This is a genomic window from Paenibacillus chartarius (assembly GCF_042432825.1).
Classification (GTDB): Bacteria; Bacillota; Bacilli; order Paenibacillales; family NBRC-103111; genus Gordoniibacillus; species Gordoniibacillus chartarius.
Window position 1 is genome coordinate 86,696 of the sequence record NZ_JBHLWN010000071.1, and the last position, 16,831, is coordinate 103,526.

The 16,831-nt window shown below is 57.1% G+C and carries 18 protein-coding genes; all 18 read left to right on the forward strand.

Annotated elements, in window-relative coordinates:
• Nucleotides 1-85 precede the first annotated feature (85 nt).
• The 18 genes from ACFFK0_RS17850 to trmD all read left to right on the forward strand — a co-directional run bounded on the left by ACFFK0_RS17850 (nucleotide 86) and on the right by trmD (nucleotide 16,683).
• Complete coding sequence (locus ACFFK0_RS17850; protein ID WP_377471655.1) at nucleotides 86-586, forward strand: YceD family protein; 501 nt, start codon at nucleotides 86-88, stop codon at nucleotides 584-586.
• A 33-nt stretch (nucleotides 587-619) separates the two neighbouring features.
• Nucleotides 620-796, forward strand: coding sequence for a 50S ribosomal protein L32 (gene rpmF / locus ACFFK0_RS17855; RefSeq protein ID WP_377471656.1), 177 nt, complete (start codon nucleotides 620-622; stop codon nucleotides 794-796).
• A 153-nt stretch (nucleotides 797-949) separates the two neighbouring features.
• Complete coding sequence (fapR, locus tag ACFFK0_RS17860) at nucleotides 950-1,543, forward strand: transcription factor FapR (RefSeq protein ID WP_377471657.1); 594 nt, start codon at nucleotides 950-952, stop codon at nucleotides 1,541-1,543.
• Nucleotides 1,540-2,544, forward strand: coding sequence for a phosphate acyltransferase PlsX (gene plsX, locus ACFFK0_RS17865; RefSeq protein ID WP_377471658.1), 1,005 nt, complete (start codon nucleotides 1,540-1,542; stop codon nucleotides 2,542-2,544). Before fapR ends, plsX begins: the two co-directional genes overlap by 4 nt.
• Nucleotides 2,541-3,527 carry a beta-ketoacyl-ACP synthase III gene (locus ACFFK0_RS17870; protein ID WP_377471659.1) on the forward strand — a complete coding sequence of 329 codons (987 nt, stop codon included), beginning with the start codon at nucleotides 2,541-2,543 and terminating at the stop codon, nucleotides 3,525-3,527. The genes plsX and ACFFK0_RS17870 overlap by 4 nt, the downstream gene beginning before the upstream one ends.
• 50 nt (nucleotides 3,528-3,577) lie before the next feature.
• Nucleotides 3,578-4,516, forward strand: coding sequence for an ACP S-malonyltransferase (gene fabD, locus ACFFK0_RS17875; protein ID WP_377471660.1), 939 nt, complete (start codon nucleotides 3,578-3,580; stop codon nucleotides 4,514-4,516).
• Between the two features lie 39 nt (nucleotides 4,517-4,555).
• On the forward strand, nucleotides 4,556-5,299 hold the full coding sequence (fabG, locus tag ACFFK0_RS17880; RefSeq protein WP_377471661.1) for a 3-oxoacyl-[acyl-carrier-protein] reductase: 744 nt from the start codon (nucleotides 4,556-4,558) through the stop codon (nucleotides 5,297-5,299).
• A 131-nt stretch (nucleotides 5,300-5,430) separates the two neighbouring features.
• On the forward strand, nucleotides 5,431-5,667 hold the full coding sequence (locus tag ACFFK0_RS17885; protein ID WP_377471662.1) for an acyl carrier protein: 237 nt from the start codon (nucleotides 5,431-5,433) through the stop codon (nucleotides 5,665-5,667).
• A gap of 72 nt (nucleotides 5,668-5,739) precedes the next feature.
• Nucleotides 5,740-6,975: a beta-ketoacyl-ACP synthase II gene (gene fabF, locus ACFFK0_RS17890; RefSeq protein WP_377471663.1), complete on the forward strand. Its 1,236-nt coding sequence runs from the start codon at nucleotides 5,740-5,742 to the stop codon at nucleotides 6,973-6,975.
• 55 nt (nucleotides 6,976-7,030) lie between these two features.
• Nucleotides 7,031-7,729 (forward strand): ribonuclease III, encoded by a 699-nt coding sequence (gene rnc / locus ACFFK0_RS17895; protein ID WP_377471664.1) that lies wholly within the window; start codon nucleotides 7,031-7,033, stop codon nucleotides 7,727-7,729.
• Between the two features lie 125 nt (nucleotides 7,730-7,854).
• On the forward strand, nucleotides 7,855-11,424 hold the full coding sequence (gene smc, locus ACFFK0_RS17900; protein WP_377471665.1) for a chromosome segregation protein SMC: 3,570 nt from the start codon (nucleotides 7,855-7,857) through the stop codon (nucleotides 11,422-11,424).
• 50 nt (nucleotides 11,425-11,474) lie between these two features.
• Nucleotides 11,475-12,464 (forward strand): signal recognition particle-docking protein FtsY, encoded by a 990-nt coding sequence (ftsY, locus tag ACFFK0_RS17905; protein WP_377471666.1) that lies wholly within the window; start codon nucleotides 11,475-11,477, stop codon nucleotides 12,462-12,464.
• Between the two features lie 358 nt (nucleotides 12,465-12,822).
• Nucleotides 12,823-13,173 carry a YlxM family DNA-binding protein gene (ylxM, locus tag ACFFK0_RS17910; protein ID WP_377471667.1) on the forward strand — a complete coding sequence of 117 codons (351 nt, stop codon included), beginning with the start codon at nucleotides 12,823-12,825 and terminating at the stop codon, nucleotides 13,171-13,173.
• A 13-nt stretch (nucleotides 13,174-13,186) separates the two neighbouring features.
• Nucleotides 13,187-14,557 carry a signal recognition particle protein gene (gene ffh, locus ACFFK0_RS17915; RefSeq protein WP_377471668.1) on the forward strand — a complete coding sequence of 457 codons (1,371 nt, stop codon included), beginning with the start codon at nucleotides 13,187-13,189 and terminating at the stop codon, nucleotides 14,555-14,557.
• A 36-nt stretch (nucleotides 14,558-14,593) separates the two neighbouring features.
• On the forward strand, nucleotides 14,594-14,866 hold the full coding sequence (gene rpsP / locus ACFFK0_RS17920) for a 30S ribosomal protein S16 (protein ID WP_377471669.1): 273 nt from the start codon (nucleotides 14,594-14,596) through the stop codon (nucleotides 14,864-14,866).
• A 29-nt stretch (nucleotides 14,867-14,895) separates the two neighbouring features.
• Nucleotides 14,896-15,126: a KH domain-containing protein gene (locus ACFFK0_RS17925; RefSeq protein ID WP_377471670.1), complete on the forward strand. Its 231-nt coding sequence runs from the start codon at nucleotides 14,896-14,898 to the stop codon at nucleotides 15,124-15,126.
• Between the two features lie 60 nt (nucleotides 15,127-15,186).
• On the forward strand, nucleotides 15,187-15,702 hold the full coding sequence (gene rimM, locus ACFFK0_RS17930) for a ribosome maturation factor RimM (RefSeq protein ID WP_377471671.1): 516 nt from the start codon (nucleotides 15,187-15,189) through the stop codon (nucleotides 15,700-15,702).
• Between the two features lie 3 nt (nucleotides 15,703-15,705).
• Complete coding sequence (gene trmD, locus ACFFK0_RS17935) at nucleotides 15,706-16,683, forward strand: tRNA (guanosine(37)-N1)-methyltransferase TrmD (protein WP_377471673.1); 978 nt, start codon at nucleotides 15,706-15,708, stop codon at nucleotides 16,681-16,683.
• The last annotated feature ends 148 nt before the right edge of the window (nucleotides 16,684-16,831 follow it).

Genomic DNA, 16,831 nt, shown 5'->3' on the forward strand with positions numbered 1-16,831 from the left:
GACATGACTGGTTAAAAATCGCAAAAGGTTGACAAAATAGAAGGAATGTCGCTATAATTATTTTTGTTTGTTTGGAGTGATGCTCATGCTGTTGAATGTGAAGGAAGTCCTGCAGAAGGATGTCCCGGTGAGCCTGCAAGGCCGGCTGGACATGACCCCGTTGTTAGGCTCCCGTCAAGATTTGGCGGGCTTTAGCGCAGCGGATGCCAAGCTGGAAGCAGTCCCCGGAACGGACATGGTCGTCGTTCACGGCAGCGTGAAGCTGGACGTTGAGCAGCGATGCTCGAGATGTCTGGAGCCGGTACATGATCGGCTTACCATTCCGTTTCAAGAGTCGTTTACCCAGTCCAAGGAAGCGGCCAGCTTGGATGAAGATCTCGTTCTCGTCAGCGAGGACAAGGTGGATCTGGATCCATATGTAGAGGAAGCCGTATTGATCGGTATTCCGTACATACCGCTATGCAGCAATGACTGCAAAGGGCTATGCCCCGTCTGCGGCACGAACCGGAACACGGACCCCTGCAGCTGCAAACAAGAGAAAATCGATCCCCGGCTCGCCGGGCTGGCGGATTTTTTCAAAGAGTAAGCGATCGTTGAGTTGTTGAAGGAGGTGTTATGCATGGCAGTACCTTTTCGTAAAGTATCCAAGACTCGTCGCGACAAGCGCCGTACTCACTTCAAGCTGGAAGTGCCGGGCATGGTAAAATGCGAGCAGTGCGGCGAGCTGAAGCTTTCGCACCGCGTATGCAAAAACTGCGGTACGTACAAAGGCAGAGAAATCGTTTCGCAAGCGTAATCCTCTTACGGGATCGAATAACACCTCATTGTTCATCAATGAGGTGTTATTTTTTTGCTTTCTCGCCCATAATTTTATATACTACATGTTAGTACTAGGTAATAAGAAGAGGTGCTAGTCATCACGGAGCTATGGGGAGAGGGTGTGGGCCGAATGGAGAAGCTTCCGAAACGCGAGCGACAACAGCAGCTTCTGGCGGCCATCGACAGAAACCCCTTCGTCACCGACGAAGAGCTGATGCGCACGTTCGGCGTAAGCATTCAGACGGTCCGGCTAGACCGGCTGGAGCTCGGTATTCCGGAGCTGCGTGAACGAATCAAGAGCATGGCGGAGAAGTCGTACGATCAAGTACGTACGCTTCCGCTCCATGAGATTATCGGGGACATAATCGATCTGCAGCTCGATAAGAGCGGGATCTCGATATTTGAAATTCGGGAGGAGCACGTATTCTCCCGCAACAAGATCGCCCGCGGCCATCACATCTTTGCCCAGGCGAACTCGCTGGCGGTTGCGGTCATTAACGACGAGGTAGCGCTGACGGCTTCGGCCGATATCCGCTTTCTTCGGGCCGTAAGGCTCGGGGAGAAGTGTATTGCGAAAGCGTATGTACGATCGTTGTCCCGGGGCAAAGCTAAGGTAGAGGTGCTGACCATGATTGGGGACGAGACAGTATTTCAGGGACAATTCCTGATCTTTCATTCCCGCAAAGATTTACGCAGCAAGAACGAAGGAGGGCATCAGGAGTGAACATCGCTATCGATGTCATGGGCGGAGATCATGCGCCGAAGGAGCCCGTTCAAGGGGCGCTCGAAGCGGCGAGAGAGTGGCCTGACGTTGAGCTGACGCTTGTCGGCGATGAAGCGAAGCTGCGGCCGCTGCTGGCGGGGGCGCCGAGCAATGTGCGTGTGCACCATGCCGCGGAGACGATTGAAGCGGAAGACGAGCCGGTGCGCGCCGTCCGCCGCAAGAAGGATTCGTCGATGGTCGTTGCCGGAACGCTTGTGAAGACGAAGCAAGCGTCGGCAATGATTTCCGCCGGCAATACGGGCGCTTTAATGACGACCGGCTTGCTCGTCGTCGGCCGGATCGCAGGCATCGAACGGCCGGCGCTGGCGTCGATGCTCCCGTCCGCATCGGACTCCGGCATACTTGCGCTGGACCTTGGGGCCAACATGGACGCCTCGCCGCAGCAGCTGCTGCAGTATGCAATAATGGGCAGCATTTATCGCAGCCGTGTCGACGGCATCGAACGCCCGCGTGTCGGGCTCCTCAATGTCGGCACAGAACCGGGCAAAGGCAACGAGCTGACGAAAGCATGCTTCCCGCTGCTGGAACAGGCTCCGATCCATTTTGCCGGCAATGTGGAAGCTCGCGATGTGCTTAAGGGAGCATGCGACGTACTCGTTTGCGACGGCTTCGCCGGCAACATTATGCTGAAGTCGCTGGAAGGCGCGGCCTCATTTATTTTCTCGGCGTTGAAGACGGAATTTACGCGGACTACGCTGACGAAGCTGGCGGCCGGGATTCTGAAGCCCGGGCTTTCCCGATTCCGCAAGAAGATGGACTACACGGAATACGGTGCGGCTCCGCTGCTTGGTATTGACGGACTTGTTTTGAAGTGTCACGGCTCTTCCGATGCGAAGGCGTTCAAGAACGCTGTAAGACAAGCGCGAATTGCAGTCAACAACCGCTTGGTCGGAGCCATATCGGACGAATTTAGCAAATGGGAGGCTGGGGAGCCGAAATGAGCTTGAAATCGGTAGGAGTCATTGGAGCGGGTTATTATGTGCCGGATCGTGTACTGACGAACCGGGACCTGGAGCAGATGGTGGAGACGAATGACGAATGGATCGTTACCCGTACGGGCATCCGCGAACGGCGGATCGCCGCGCCTGAGCAAGCGACCTCGGATTTGGCATACGAAGCGTCCGTCAAGGCTCTGGAGCGGGCAGGCATCACTGGCGAAGACCTCGATTTGATTATTGTGGCGACCATTACGCCGGATATGGCGTTCCCCTCCGCTGCCTGCTTGCTGCAGGAGAAGCTGGGCGCGAAGAAGGCGGCTGCCTTCGATCTCGCAGCGGCTTGCGCGGGCTTCGTTTACGGTTTGGCGAACGCGGCGAACTTCCTGGCAACGGGCATGTACAAGAAAGCTCTTGTCGTCGGGGCGGATTGCTTGTCGCGCATTACGGATTATACGGACCGGAACACATGCATCTTGTTTGGAGACGGAGCGGGTGCGGTCGTACTTGGCGAAGTGCCGGAAGGCCGCGGCTTCCGTTCGTTCGAGCTGGGGGCGGACGGCTCCGGCGGCGAGCTGCTTAAGCTGGAGGGCGGCGGCTCCAAAGCGCCTGCGTCGGCACAAACGCTGGAAAATAAGCTGCACTATATTTACATGAACGGCAACGAGGTATTTAAGTTCGCTGTGCGCATTATGGGCGCAGCTTCGGACGAGGCGCTTCGTAAGGCGGGCATGGGCAAAGAAGACATCGATTTGCTCATTCCGCATCAGGCGAATATCCGTATCATCCAGTCGGCATTAAACCGGCTTGAGCTTTCCGAAGACAAGTGCCACGTCAACATCGACCGGTACGGAAACATGTCGGCGGCCTCCATCCCGGTTGCCCTTGCCGAAGCGGCGGAAGCGGGGAAAGTGAAAGAAGGCGATACGCTGCTTATGGTCGGTTTCGGCGGCGGCTTGACCTGGGGCGCCTCCGTACTGGTTTGGTAAGCAATGGCCGATAATGCGGAGGATGAACTTGACTGTTGGGGAGGATCACCATGGGTAAAATAGCGTTTGTTTTTCCGGGTCAAGGCGCCCAGGCGGTTGGTATGGGGAAGGACGTTTACGAATCGAACGAAACGGCGCGCAGGCGGTTTGAAGAAGCGGACGAGGTGCTGGGCGAAAAGCTCAGTGAATTGATCTTTGGCGGTCCGGAAGATTCGCTGAGAATGACGGCGAACACGCAGCCGGCGCTGCTGGCCACCTCGATCGCATATTTAGAGGCGTTCCGCGCCGCGGGCATTACGCCTGACTATGTCGCCGGCCACAGCCTTGGAGAGTACAGCGCGCTGGTTGCCGCCGGAGTGCTGGATTATGCCGACGCGGTGCGAACGGTCAGAGCCCGCGGCCGGTTCATGGAGCAAGCGGTGCCAAGCGGACAAGGCGCAATGGCGGCTGTGCTTGGCGCAGAACGCGAGGCTCTTGCCGGTCTGTGCGCCGCTGTATCGGCGGATGTCGGCCCGGTCGAGATGGCTAATGTGAACTGCCCGGGACAGATTGTCATCTCCGGCTCGATCGAAGGCGTGCAAGCTGTCTCGGACCGCATCAAAGAAATTGGCGCCAAGCGGGCCAAGCTGCTCGAAGTGAGCGGGCCGTTCCACTCCTCGCTGATGAAGCCTGCTGCCGACATGCTGCGGGAAACGCTCCGTGGAGTGACGCTGCGCAATGCCGTTGTGCCGGTCGTTGCGAACGTGACGGCGCGTCCGGTAACGGAAGCGGAGACGATCCGCAGCTTGCTTGTCGATCAGGTCGTGTCTCCGGTACTGTGGGAAGATACGGTCGCTTGGCTGGCAGATGCAGGTGTCGATACGTTTATTGAAATCGGCTCCGGCACAGTACTCGCAGGATTGATCAAGAAGACGGTCAGCGGTGCCGTTATCCATTCGATTAATAGCGTGGCTGCACTGGAAGCGTTCATGGCGGAAACGAAAGTATAAAACCCTTATCTAGCAGCATTTGGGAGAGGAGTCTGCACTATGCTTACAGGTCAAGTAGCCCTCGTTACGGGGGCGTCGCGCGGCATCGGCCGAGCCATTGCGCTCGCCCTGGCGGAAGCCGGCGCTGACGTAGCCGTGAACTATGCGGGGAGCGAGGGCGCGGCTGCGGAAGTTGTCGAACGCATCGAGGCAATGGGTCGCAAAGCGGTCAAGCTGAAAGCCGACGTCGGGTCTGCCGAGGAGGCGGAGGAGCTTGTTAAGATGACGCTGGAAACGTTCGGACGTCTCGATATCCTCGTCAACAACGCCGGCATTACGCGCGACAATCTGATCATGCGCATGAAGGAAGAGGAGTTCGATCAGGTTATCAATACGAACCTGAAGGGCGTCTTCAATTGCATCAAGGCCGTCACTCGTCCGATGATGAAGCAGCGCTCCGGCCGGATTATCAATATTTCCTCCGTTGTCGGCGTGCTGGGGAACCCGGGTCAAGCGAACTATGTGGCTGCCAAAGCCGGCGTCATCGGCTTGACGAAGGCGACCGCCCGCGAGCTGGCTTCGCGCGGCATTACGGTCAATTGCGTTGCTCCCGGCTTTATCGAAACGGATATGACCGATAAGCTGTCGGAGGATACGCGGGCCGGACTGACGTCGCAAATTCCGCTCGCCCGTCTGGGCCAGCCGGAGGACATCGCTCGCGCCGTACGTTTTCTGGCTTCAAGCGACGCGGCCTATATGACGGGCCAAACGCTGCACGTTGACGGCGGCATGTACATGGGTTAAGAGGCTTGCCTGGCAAAGCCTTGTATCATAACCGGGAAACGGGCCAAGATGTAACCGTCTGCTGAAGTTTGCAGGTGCCTCTGGCATTCTGTACAAGTTTCCCTTATAATACACAGGAGGAGGTGAACCGGATGTCCGACGTATTGGATCGTGTGAAACGAATTGTAGTCGATCGTCTTGGGGTAGAAGAATCTGAAGTCACCCTCGAAGCGAATTTCAAAGACGACTTAGGCGCTGATTCTCTCGATGTAGTAGAATTGGTGATGGAGCTCGAAGATGAGTTCGATATGGAAATCTCCGATGAAGATGCAGAGAAGATTACAACCGTAGGAGAAGTAGTTGAATACATAAAAAAATCTCAAGCGTAAACGACAAGTCCCGCCTTCGTGCGGGGCTTCTCCTCATTTAGACGAAAATATCGCCAAGATCGAGGTGGGAAAGTGAAACGAGTCGTCATCACCGGTATGGGCGTCGTGACCTCCCTGGGTCAGGACCTGGATACGTTCTGGGGCAATCTCATGGCGGGTGTCTCGGGCGTCAGCCAAATCGAGGCGTTCGACGTCAGTGAATATCCAACCCGGATCGCCGCAGAAGTGAAAGACTTCAACCCGGAAGAATATATAGACCGCAAAGATGTCCGCAAAATGGACCGTTTCGCCCAATTCGGCGCCGTAGCCGCTATTAAAGCGCTTCAGGATGCAAAGCTCGATGTTCGCAACGATACCGACCCGGAGCGCGTAGGCGTTTCGATCGGATCCGGCATCGGCGGCCTGCAGACATGGGAAGAGCAGCATAAGACGCTGCTTGAGCGGGGACCGAAGCGGATGAGCCCGTTCTTCATTCCGATGATGATTGCGAATATGGCTTCCGGCCATGTGTCCATCATTACCGGTGCGAAGGGCCCGAATACAACGACGGTGACCGCCTGCGCAACCGGCTCGCACGCGATCGGCGATTCGATGCGCATGATTCAGCGCGACGAAGCCGATGTGATGATCTGCGGCGGCGCAGAAGCGACAATCCGCCCAACGGGGCTCGGCGGCTTCTGTGCGATGCGCGCAATGTCAACGCGTAATGAAGAGCCGACCAAGGCAAGCCGTCCTTACGATATCGACCGAGACGGGTTCGTGATGGGCGAAGGAGCCGGCGTCATCGTGCTGGAATCGCTGGAGCATGCCTTGAAGCGCGGCGCCCGAATTTACGGCGAGCTGATCGGTTACGGCATGAGCGGCGACGCCTACCATATGACCGATCCGGATCCGGACGGCGCAGCTCGCTGCATGGCGAAAGCGCTCAAGGATGCAGGAATTGAACCGACTGCAATTGACTATATCAATGCTCACGGCACGTCTACTCCGGTGGGCGATAAGTCGGAGACGGAAGCGATTCGCCGGACGTTTGGCGAGCACGCTTACAAGCTGGCGGTATCGTCGACGAAATCGATGACCGGCCATCTGCTTGGGGCTGCCGGCGGCGTGGAAGCGATTATTTGCGCTCTGGCGATCAATAACAGCCGCATCCCGCCGACGATCAACCTCGACAATCCGGACCCGGAGCTGGATCTGGACTACGTTCCGCACACGGCGCGTGACGCGAAGCTGAACACGGTGCTGTCGAACTCGTTCGGCTTCGGCGGACACAACGCGACGATCATTATGCGCAAGTACGAAGCTTAAGAAGAGCTGGGCCGCCTCGGGGCGCCTCGGCTGTCCCGATGTGGAGGATTCGAACATGAACCGCGATTTGCAATTATTGCAGCAAGCGATCGGCATCCGATTCAAGAATCAAGATCTGCTGATACAGGCGTTTACGCACTCTTCTTATGTGAACGAACATCGCGCCGAAGCGAAGCAGGACAACGAGAGGCTCGAGTATCTCGGAGACGCCGTGCTCCAATTGGCGACTGCGGATTATTTGTTCGCCGCCTATCCGACTCGTCCCGAAGGCGAGCTGACCAAGCTGAGAGCGGCGATTGTTTGCGAACCGTCGCTAGTCAAGTTTGCAGAGAAGCTTGACTTCGGTGCTTACTTGCTGCTGGGCAAGGGCGAGGAGCAAACCGGAGGCCGGACACGTCCTGCGCTGCTGGCCGATGTGTTCGAATCGTTCGTCGGGGCGCTCTATCTCGATCAGGGCTTCGATGCGGCACAGGCGTTCCTGAGCAAGCATATGTTCGCTCATGTAACGGAGCTAGGCAAGCAGCGGATTATCGACTTCAAGTCTCAACTGCAGGAGCATCTGCAGCAGCAAGGCAGAGGCACGCTCGATTACCGCATCGTCGGGATGCGGGGCCCTTCACATGACCGTGAATTTGTCGCCGAGGTGCACATGGAAGGCAAGCTGCTCGGCACCGGCGCCGGCCGCTCCAAGAAGGAAGCGGAGCAGCAGGCGGCTGCGCAAGCGCTGGCCGGTCTTAATGTGACGGTAGGGTAAATGATAGAAAAGCAAGGCTCGTGCCCGGACGGAGCTCCGGCACGGGCCTTTTGTCGTATACGGTGCTCGGTATCTATATATTTTCCGCGCGGAACTTGCTACAATAGGCGTTGAGGTGGAATAGCATGTTTTTGAAACGGATCGAGCTGTCCGGATTTAAATCGTTTGCCGATAAGACCGAGCTGGAGTTTGTGAAAGGCATTACAGCGGTTGTCGGACCGAACGGCAGCGGCAAAAGCAATATTTCGGACGGTATCCGCTGGGTGCTGGGCGAGCAGAGCGCAAAGTCGCTGCGCGGCGGCAATATGCAGGATGTTATTTTCGCCGGAAGCGATGCCAGGAAGGCGGTCAACTACGGTGAAGTGTCGCTGACGCTGGATAACGCCTCGGGTGCGCTGCCGCTTGATTTTCAAGAAGTAACGGTCACGCGCCGTGTACACCGCAGCGGAGATAGCGAATACTTAATCAATAAGCAGCCATGCAGGCTGAAAGATATAACCGAGCTGTTCATGGATACGGGGATCGGGAAGGAAGCCTATTCGATTATCGGACAAGGGCGTATCGAGGAAATCCTTAGTACGAAGTCCGAGGATCGCCGGGCGATCTTCGAAGAAGCTTCCGGTATCGTCAAATACAAATCGCGCAAGCGGGAAGCCGAGAAGAAGCTGGACGACACGGAGCAAAATTTGCTTCGAATCCACGACCTTGTATCCGAGCTCGAGGATCAAATCGAGCCGCTGCACGAGCAGGCGGACAAGGCTACGCGCTATAAGCTGCTGAAGGAAGAGCTGAAGCACAAGGAAATTGCGATGTATGTGTATCAGATCGACCAAGTGCACGTCGCCTGGAAGGAAGCAAGCGACATCGTCGAGAGGATGAAGAAGGAGCAGCTCGAGCTGTCGACAATCGTCAGCAAGCATGATGCCGAGCTCGAGACGCACCGGTCGGAAACGAGGCGCCTGGATGAGGAGCTGGAGGCGCTGCAGAAGGAGCTGCTGCACATTTCCGAGGAATTCGAGAAGTGTGAAGGCTACGGCGAAGTGCTGAAGGAGCGGAAAAAGAACTACGGCACCCAGCGCGAACAGCTGCTTCAATCGATTGCCCAGCAGGAGCAGCGCAAGCAGGAGAAGGAAAGCGAGCTTGCGGAAGCGAAGGAGAAGCATGCAGCGGTACAGTCACAGCTTACTCAGCTGCAGGCCCAGCTAAGTGCGGAGGAAATTCGTCTTCTCGGCGTTACCGGCGGTCTGGGCGGCAGCGCCGAGGATCAGTTGAAGGCGGAGCTGCTGGACAAGCTGAATCGGATGGCTCAGGCCCGTAACGAAATTCGGTATGCGGAGCAGCAAGCGGAAGGCTTGATCCGCAGGCTGGAGCGTCTGGACGAGGATCGCCGCAAGTGGGAAGAGCAGAAGGGTGCCATCATACAGCGAAAGACGTACCTGGAGAAGCGGCTGAACGACGCACTGCAAGCGATTGACGACATTCGCTCGCGCTATGCGGAGGCGTCGAAGACCGCGAGTGCGAAGCAGGAAATGCTGGAACAGGCATCGCTCACCGTCCGCAAGTGGGAGCAGCGGCTCGATGCGCTTGTATCCCGCCGGGATACGATCCGCGACCTGCAAAACGATTATGACGGCTTCCAGTACGGCGTCAAAGAAGTGCTGAAAGCGAAAGGCCGCGGGCTGCGCGGGATCCGCGGCGCCGTCGCGGAGCTGCTCAAGGTGCCGGCGAATGTGGAGACCGCTGTGGAGACAGCCCTTGGAGCGGCACTCCAGAATGTCGTTGTCGAGACAGAAGCCGACGGCCGGGCGGCCATCGGCTTCCTGAAGCAGAGGCAGCTGGGACGCGCGACTTTCCTTCCGATGGACGTTATCAAAGGGCGCCCGATCGGGGAAAGCGAACGGAGCGCGATGATGAATGCGAGCGGCTTCGTCGGCGTGGCGGTGGATCTGGTCGCTTTCGATAAGGAGTATGCGAATATTTTCTCCAATTTGCTGGGCAGCGTAGTTGTAGCCGAGACGTTGGAGGATGCCAACCGGATTGCCGCCAGAGCCGGCTACCGTTACAGAGTCGTTACGCTGGAGGGCGATATCGTCAATCCCGGCGGCTCGATGACCGGCGGCAGCCTGCAGAAGAAGACGGCCAATTTGCTCGGCCGCGGCCGGCAAATTGAAGAGCTGGAGAATGAAATTCGCGAAGCGGAGAAGCAGCTCGGCGATTTGCGCAGCAAGGGCGAACGGCTGCGCAAGGAGATCGCCGCCGATAATAACGGCCTGGAAGCGCTCCGTCAGGAAAGCGAGCAGGCGCGAATCGTGGAGCAGCAAGTTCGTGCGGCGCTGCAGCCGCTGGAAAACGAGGCGCGCACGGTGAACGAGCAGCTGGAGCTGGACAAGCAGGACCGGGAATCGCTTCAGCGCGAGCAGGCGGATTCGCTGCGCAAGGCGGCGGAGGCGAAAGAGCTGCTGGAGCAGCTGACGGCTGAAGAAGCGGCGCTGCAGGAGGCGATCCGAACCGCCGAGCAGGCGAGGAAGGCCAGCGAAAGCGAGAAGGAAGCGCTGATGTCGCAGCTCACCGACCTAAAGGTGAAAGTGGCTTCCGTCTCCCAAGAGAAACAGTCGCTGCAGGATCTCGTTCGCCGGGCCCAGCAGGACTTATCGGCGATTGAGCTGGAGCTGGGGAGCAATCGGGAGCGGCTTGCCGCAATGGAACATGAAATGGATACCCATGATGAGGAGAACGTGCGCCAAATCGAGCAGTTAAACGAGCTGAAGCTGAAGAAGCAGCAATGCTCGGAGGGGATTGATTTCAAGCGGGCGGAACGAGCCGAATGGCTGCGCAAGCTCGAATCGGAGGAGAACGAGACAAGAGAGCAGCGCTTGCAGCTGAAGCAAGTGGAGGAGCGGCTTCATCAGAACGAGGTCAAGGTGAATCGACTCGATGTGGAGCTTGACAACTTGCTCAAGAAGCTCGCGGAAGAGTACGAGCTCGGCTATGAGCTGGCGAAGGAGCGATATCCGGTGCCGGAGGACGTTGCGGGCACGCAGCTTAAGGTGCGGGAGCTCAAGCGCGAGATCTCCTCGCTCGGCACGGTCAACCTCGGCGCGATCGAAGAATTTGCCCGCGTGAGCGAACGCTACGAGTTTCTTACATCGCAGAAGAACGATTTGATCGAGGCCAAGACAGCGCTGTACGGTGTCATTCGCGAGATGGATCAAGAGATGTCGAAGCGGTTCCGCTCGACGTTCGACCTGATCCGCTCCCACTTTGTCGTCGTCTTCGCCAAGCTGTTCGGCGGCGGACGGGCGGACTTGATCTTAAGCGATCCGGACGACCTGCTGAACACGGGGATTGAAATTGTCGCTCAGCCTCCGGGCAAGAAGCTGCAAAATCTGCAGCTGCTCTCCGGCGGCGAGCGGGCGCTGACGGCGATCGGGCTGCTGTTCTCAATCCTGCGCGTCAAGCCCGTGCCGTTCTGCGTCTTGGATGAAGTGGAAGCGGCGCTCGATGAGGCGAACGTAACCCGGTTCGCGGAATATTTGCGGGAGTTTTCAGAGACGACCCAGTTTATCGTCGTTACGCACCGCAAAGGGACGATGGAGGAAGCCGACGTCCTGTACGGCGTAACGATGCAGGAAGGCGGCGTTTCCAAGCTTGTCTCCGTCCGTCTCGAGGACGAAGAGGCTATCATGGGAGCGTAAGGGCCATACTGGTATACTAAGGCATAGTGCTATTTACGGGAGTGAACGTTGTGAGCTTCTTTAAACGATTAAGGGAAAGCATTTCCTCCAAGGCGGAGGCGGTAACGAACAAGTTCAAGGAAGGCCTGGCCAAAACGCGCAGCGCTTTCATCGACCGGATGGACGATCTATTCCGCCGCCGGAAGAAAATCGACGAAGAATTTTACGAAGAGCTGGAAGAAATTATGATCGGTGCCGACGTAGGCGTGAACACGGTCATGGAGCTGATCGACGGACTTCGTGCCGAAGTGAAGAAACGCCGCATCGAAGATCCGCAGGAACTGCAGCCGATTCTTTCCGAGCGGCTGATCGAGCTGCTGCGCGGCGACGAGAAGGTCGGACTTCGTTATGCGGACAGCGGCCTGACCGTCATTCTGTTCGTCGGCGTCAACGGCGTCGGCAAAACGACGACGATCGGCAAGCTGGCGCATCAAATGAAATCCGAAGGCAAGAAAGTGCTGCTGGCCGCCGGCGATACGTTCCGGGCCGGAGCGATCGAGCAGCTTGAAATGTGGGGACAGCGAGTCGGTGTAGACGTGATCAAGCAGTCGGCAGGCTCCGACCCGGCGGCTGTAATGTACGACGCAATCCAGGCAGCGAAGAGCCGCGGCGTCGATGTGCTGCTGTGCGATACGGCGGGACGTCTGCAGAACAAGGTCAACCTGATGGAGGAGCTGCACAAAATATACCGGGTCATCCGCCGCGAAATTCCGGATGCGCCGCATGAAGCACTGCTGGTGCTGGACGCGACAATGGGGCAGAACGCCCTACAGCAGGCGAAGCTGTTCGGCGATAAGACGGGGCTGACCGGCCTCGTGCTGACGAAGCTCGACGGAACGGCCAAGGGCGGGATCGTCGTAGCGATCCGCCAAGAGCTGGACCTGCCGGTCAAATTTGTCGGACTTGGCGAGAAGATGGACGATCTGCAGCCGTTCGATTCGGAGCAGTTCGTGAATGCGCTGTTTACGAAATGGGCGTCGGCGGAAGCGGAGAAAGCGTAACAAGGGAAAGCCATAGCGAAGTTTGCGTATCGGGGAAGGACTAACTGGGGGAAGGCAAAACAAAGGTTGGCGTAACGGAGAAGCGTACCCAGGGAAAAGCCGACGCTTCTGTTCGCTCTGAAGCGCCTGCAGAGCTTAACAAGTGTTAGCCGGGGTTAGGCGTCAACAGATAGCGGCACATGCCGCAGGCTGTTGACGCCTATTGATTTGCCCATAAATCGAGCAGTCTAGAAACATTCCACACTGACAAGGTAAAAGCCTTGACATTGATCTTTGAATACAGTACACTAAGAAACGTTGTTGCGAGTGTCAAGGGGAAAGACTTGACGGCGGAAGTTGTCCGAAGGGGGTACATACCGTGCCGGAAGACAATGTGTTGGAGAAGACGAACCGCATTAACCTGCTGTTCGATTTCTATGAGCCGCTCCTGACGGAGAAGCAGCGGACGACGCTGCAGCTGTACGTTCATGACGATTATTCGCTAGGCGAAATTGCCGAGCATTTCGAAGTGAGCCGTCAGGCGATTTACGAGCATGTGAAGCGCGCAGAGCAGACGCTGTACGATTACGAAGCCAAGCTGGGGCTGCTGCGAAAGCACGAGGAGCGCCTTAAGCTGGCGGAGGAAGCGCAGTCCTACTTGAACCGGCTTGAGCCGGAGGCGAGGGGCCGAATCGGCGAGCTGCTCCAAGCGATTGTGAATATGGATTAGAGGTGAGCCGACTATGCCGTTCGAAGGCTTGGCATCCCGGTTGCAGAACGTGTTCGGCAAGCTTCGCTCGAAGGGCAAGCTGTCCGAGGACGACGTGAACGACGCGCTCCGCGAAGTGCGTCTCGCACTGCTGGAAGCGGACGTTAATTTCAAAGTCGTCAAAGATTTTATCGCGAAGATTCGCGACCGTGCCGTCGGGCAGGAAGTCATGAAGAGCTTTACGCCGGGCATGGTCGTCGTCGATATCGTGAACAAAGAGCTGACCGCCTTGATGGGCGGAGCGCAAAGCAAGCTGGCTCGTTCGAACCGGCCGCCGACGGTCATAATGATGGCCGGTCTGCAAGGGGCGGGTAAGACGACGTCAGCCGGCAAGCTGGCGAAAGTGCTGAAGAAGGAAAATCACCGGCCTCTGCTCGTCGCCGCCGATATCTACCGCCCTGCGGCGATCAAGCAGCTTCAGGTGCTCGGCGAGCAGCTTCAGGTGCCTGTGTTCGCATTAGGCGACAAGGTGAATCCGGTCGATATCGCGAAGCAAGGTCTTCAGCATGCGAAGGATAACGGCAACGACTACGTCATTATCGATACGGCCGGCCGCTTGCAAATCGACGAAGCGTTGATGGAAGAGCTGAAGAATATCCGCGAGGAAGTAAAGCCGGACGAGACGCTGCTCGTCATCGACTCGATGGCGGGTCAAGAAGCGGTCAACGTCGCGCAGAGCTTCCACCAGCAGCTGGAGCTGACCGGCGTTATCTTGACGAAGCTCGATTCCGATACGCGCGGCGGTGCAGCTTTGTCGGTCAGAGCCGTTACCGGCCTGCCGATCAAGTACGCGGCAACCGGCGAGAAGCTGGATGCGCTGGAGCCGTTCCATCCGGACCGGATGGCGTCGCGGATTCTCGGTATGGGCGACATGCTGTCGCTGATCGAGAAAGCGCAGGAAGGCATCGATGCCGAGAAGGCGAAAGAGATGGAGCGCAAGATGCGCAAAGCCGAATTCACCTTCGAGGATTTCCTGGAGCAGATGGAGCAGGTCAAGAAGATGGGGCCGCTCGATCAAATTCTCGAGATGCTGCCCGGCGCCGGCAAAATGAAGGGTATGCAGAACGTCAAAGTGGACGAGAAGCAGATCGACCGCGTACAGGCGATTGTCCGTTCCATGACGAAGCAGGAGAAGCTGAAGCCGGAAATCATCAACGCAAGCCGCCGTCAACGTATTGCGAAGGGCAGCGGTACGACGGTAGCCGATGTCAATCGTCTCCTCAAGCAATTCGAAGAGATGAAGAAGATGATGAAGCAGCTCTCCAGCATGATGGGGCCGAAGGGTATGAAAAACCTTAAGAGCCTGAAGGGCAAAATGGGCGGAGGCCGGCGGTTCCCGTTCTAATAGAGCAAGTTTATTCTGATGAGGAGGTGAAACATCATGGCAGTTCGCATTCGTCTGAAGCGGATGGGCGCGCACAAAGCACCGTTTTACCGTGTCGTTGTGTCCGACTCCCGTTCCCCGCGTGACGGTCGTTTTATCGAGGAAATCGGTTACTACAATCCGGTAGCTCAGCCTGCCGTTGTCAACATCGATGAAGAGAAAGCTCTCAAGTGGCTGACAACCGGCGCGCAGCCGTCCGATACCGTACGCAGCTTGTTCTCCAAGCAAGGTCTGATGACAAAATTCCACGAGCTTAAGCTGCAGAAGTAATTGCAGTTGGGCTACAACCGGAGGCTCTTATGAAGGATCTGATCCTCGTCATTGCCAAAGCGTTAGTGGACCACCCGGACGATGTGCGCGTTCGTGTCGTCGAACACGATGCGAGCGTCACGTACGAGCTGTCGGTAAATCCTGCGGACGTGGGCAAAATTATCGGCAAGCAAGGGCGCATCGCCAAATCGATCCGCACGGTCGTCACTTCGGCGGCGGTGAAGGAATCGAAACGGGTTAACGTGGAAATCGTATCATAAGGGGAAAGGTTAGGATACGATCCTAACCTTTTTTCTATTTGCGTAAAGGGGGCATGAAGCATGTCCGACAAGCTGTATACGGTTGGGAAAATCGTCAATACGCACGGCATTCGGGGCGAGCTGAAAATATGGCCGCAAACCGACTTTGCGGAGGAGCGGTTCGAGAAGGGCAGCGAGCTCGTGATCGAAACGCCGAACGGCACCTGCGTACCGGTTAGCGTAGAAACTTCAAGAATACATAAGAACATGGTGCTCGTTAAATTTAAGCAGTTCGATAATATCAACGAGTGCGAAAAGTATAAGGGCAGCCTGCTCAAGGTTGAAGAAAAGTATTTGGGTGAGCTGAACGAGGGCGAGTATTATTACCACGAAATCATCGGCTGCAAAGTCGTTACCGAAGAAGGCCAAGAGCTCGGGACGATCACCGAAATACTGACTCCGGGAGCCAATGACGTATGGGTAGTGAAGCCGCCGAAAGGGAAAGAAGTGCTGCTGCCCGTTATCGACGATGTTGTGCTTGAAGTCGATGTTGCGTCCAAGCTTGTCCGTGTACGTCTGCTGGAAGGATTGATTTAACCGATGAGAATCGATGTGCTGACGTTGTTCCCTGCGATGTTCGAAGGCGTGTTCGGCTCCTCGATCCTCGGGAAAGCGCGGGATAAAGGGCTGGTGGAGCTGAATACGGTCAACTTCCGCGACTATGCGACGAACAAGCACAATACGGTCGATGACGCACCGTACGGCGGCGGCGGCGGCATGGTGCTCAAGCCGGAGCCGATCTTTGCGGCGGTCGAGGATGTGCTGGCCAAGGCGGAAGAAGCGCGCAGGCGATCGGCGCGCGTTGGCGGATCGGGGGCTGCTGAAGCTGCCGGCGAAACGGAAACAGTGGGTGCCGAGGGGATAGCCCCGGAAGCAGGTGCGGTGAAAACTGCGGAAGCTGTGCGGAAAGTGGGAGCGGTGGATATAACGGGAGCTGCCGGTGTGGAAGGGGCGGAGTCGGACAATGGCCGTAACGGGGGACACTCTAGAGAGCGGACGGCAAAACGTCCGCGTGTCATTCTGATGTGCCCTCAGGGCGAGACGTTCACGCAGCGTAAAGCCGAGGAGCTGGCCGGCGAGGAGCATTTGATTTTCATCTGCGGCCACTACGAAGGGTATGACGAACGAATCCGCGAGCACCTCGTTACGGACGAGCTTTCCATCGGCGATTATGTACTGACGGGCGGAGAGCTGCCGTCGATGGTCATGATCGATAGCATCGTAAGGCTGCTTCCCGGCGTGCTCGGCAACGAGACGTCGGCTGTCACCGATTCGTTCAGTACGGGTCTGCTCGAATACCCGCATTATACGCGTCCTGCATCGTTCCGCGGCTGGGACGTACCGGACGTGCTGATTTCGGGACATCATGAAAATGTCGCCAAATGGCGGCACAAAATGTCGCTGCTGCGGACGGCCGAGCGCCGGCCGGACCTGCTGACAGACCGCGAGCTGGATAAGAATGAGCGGTCGTGGCTGGCCGAGTGGGAGAAGGAACGTCAAGGCAAACGAGAATCGTAATGTTGCGCTTGATTTTTATGTCTAGTAATGTTATTATATTGAACGTTGCGAATTTCGCAAAATGATCGAATACGGTGGTCCTCTACGCATAACTCGATCGTCAATAGGACGATGAGGCGCAAGAACACCTGTGTGGAAGGAGGTCGAG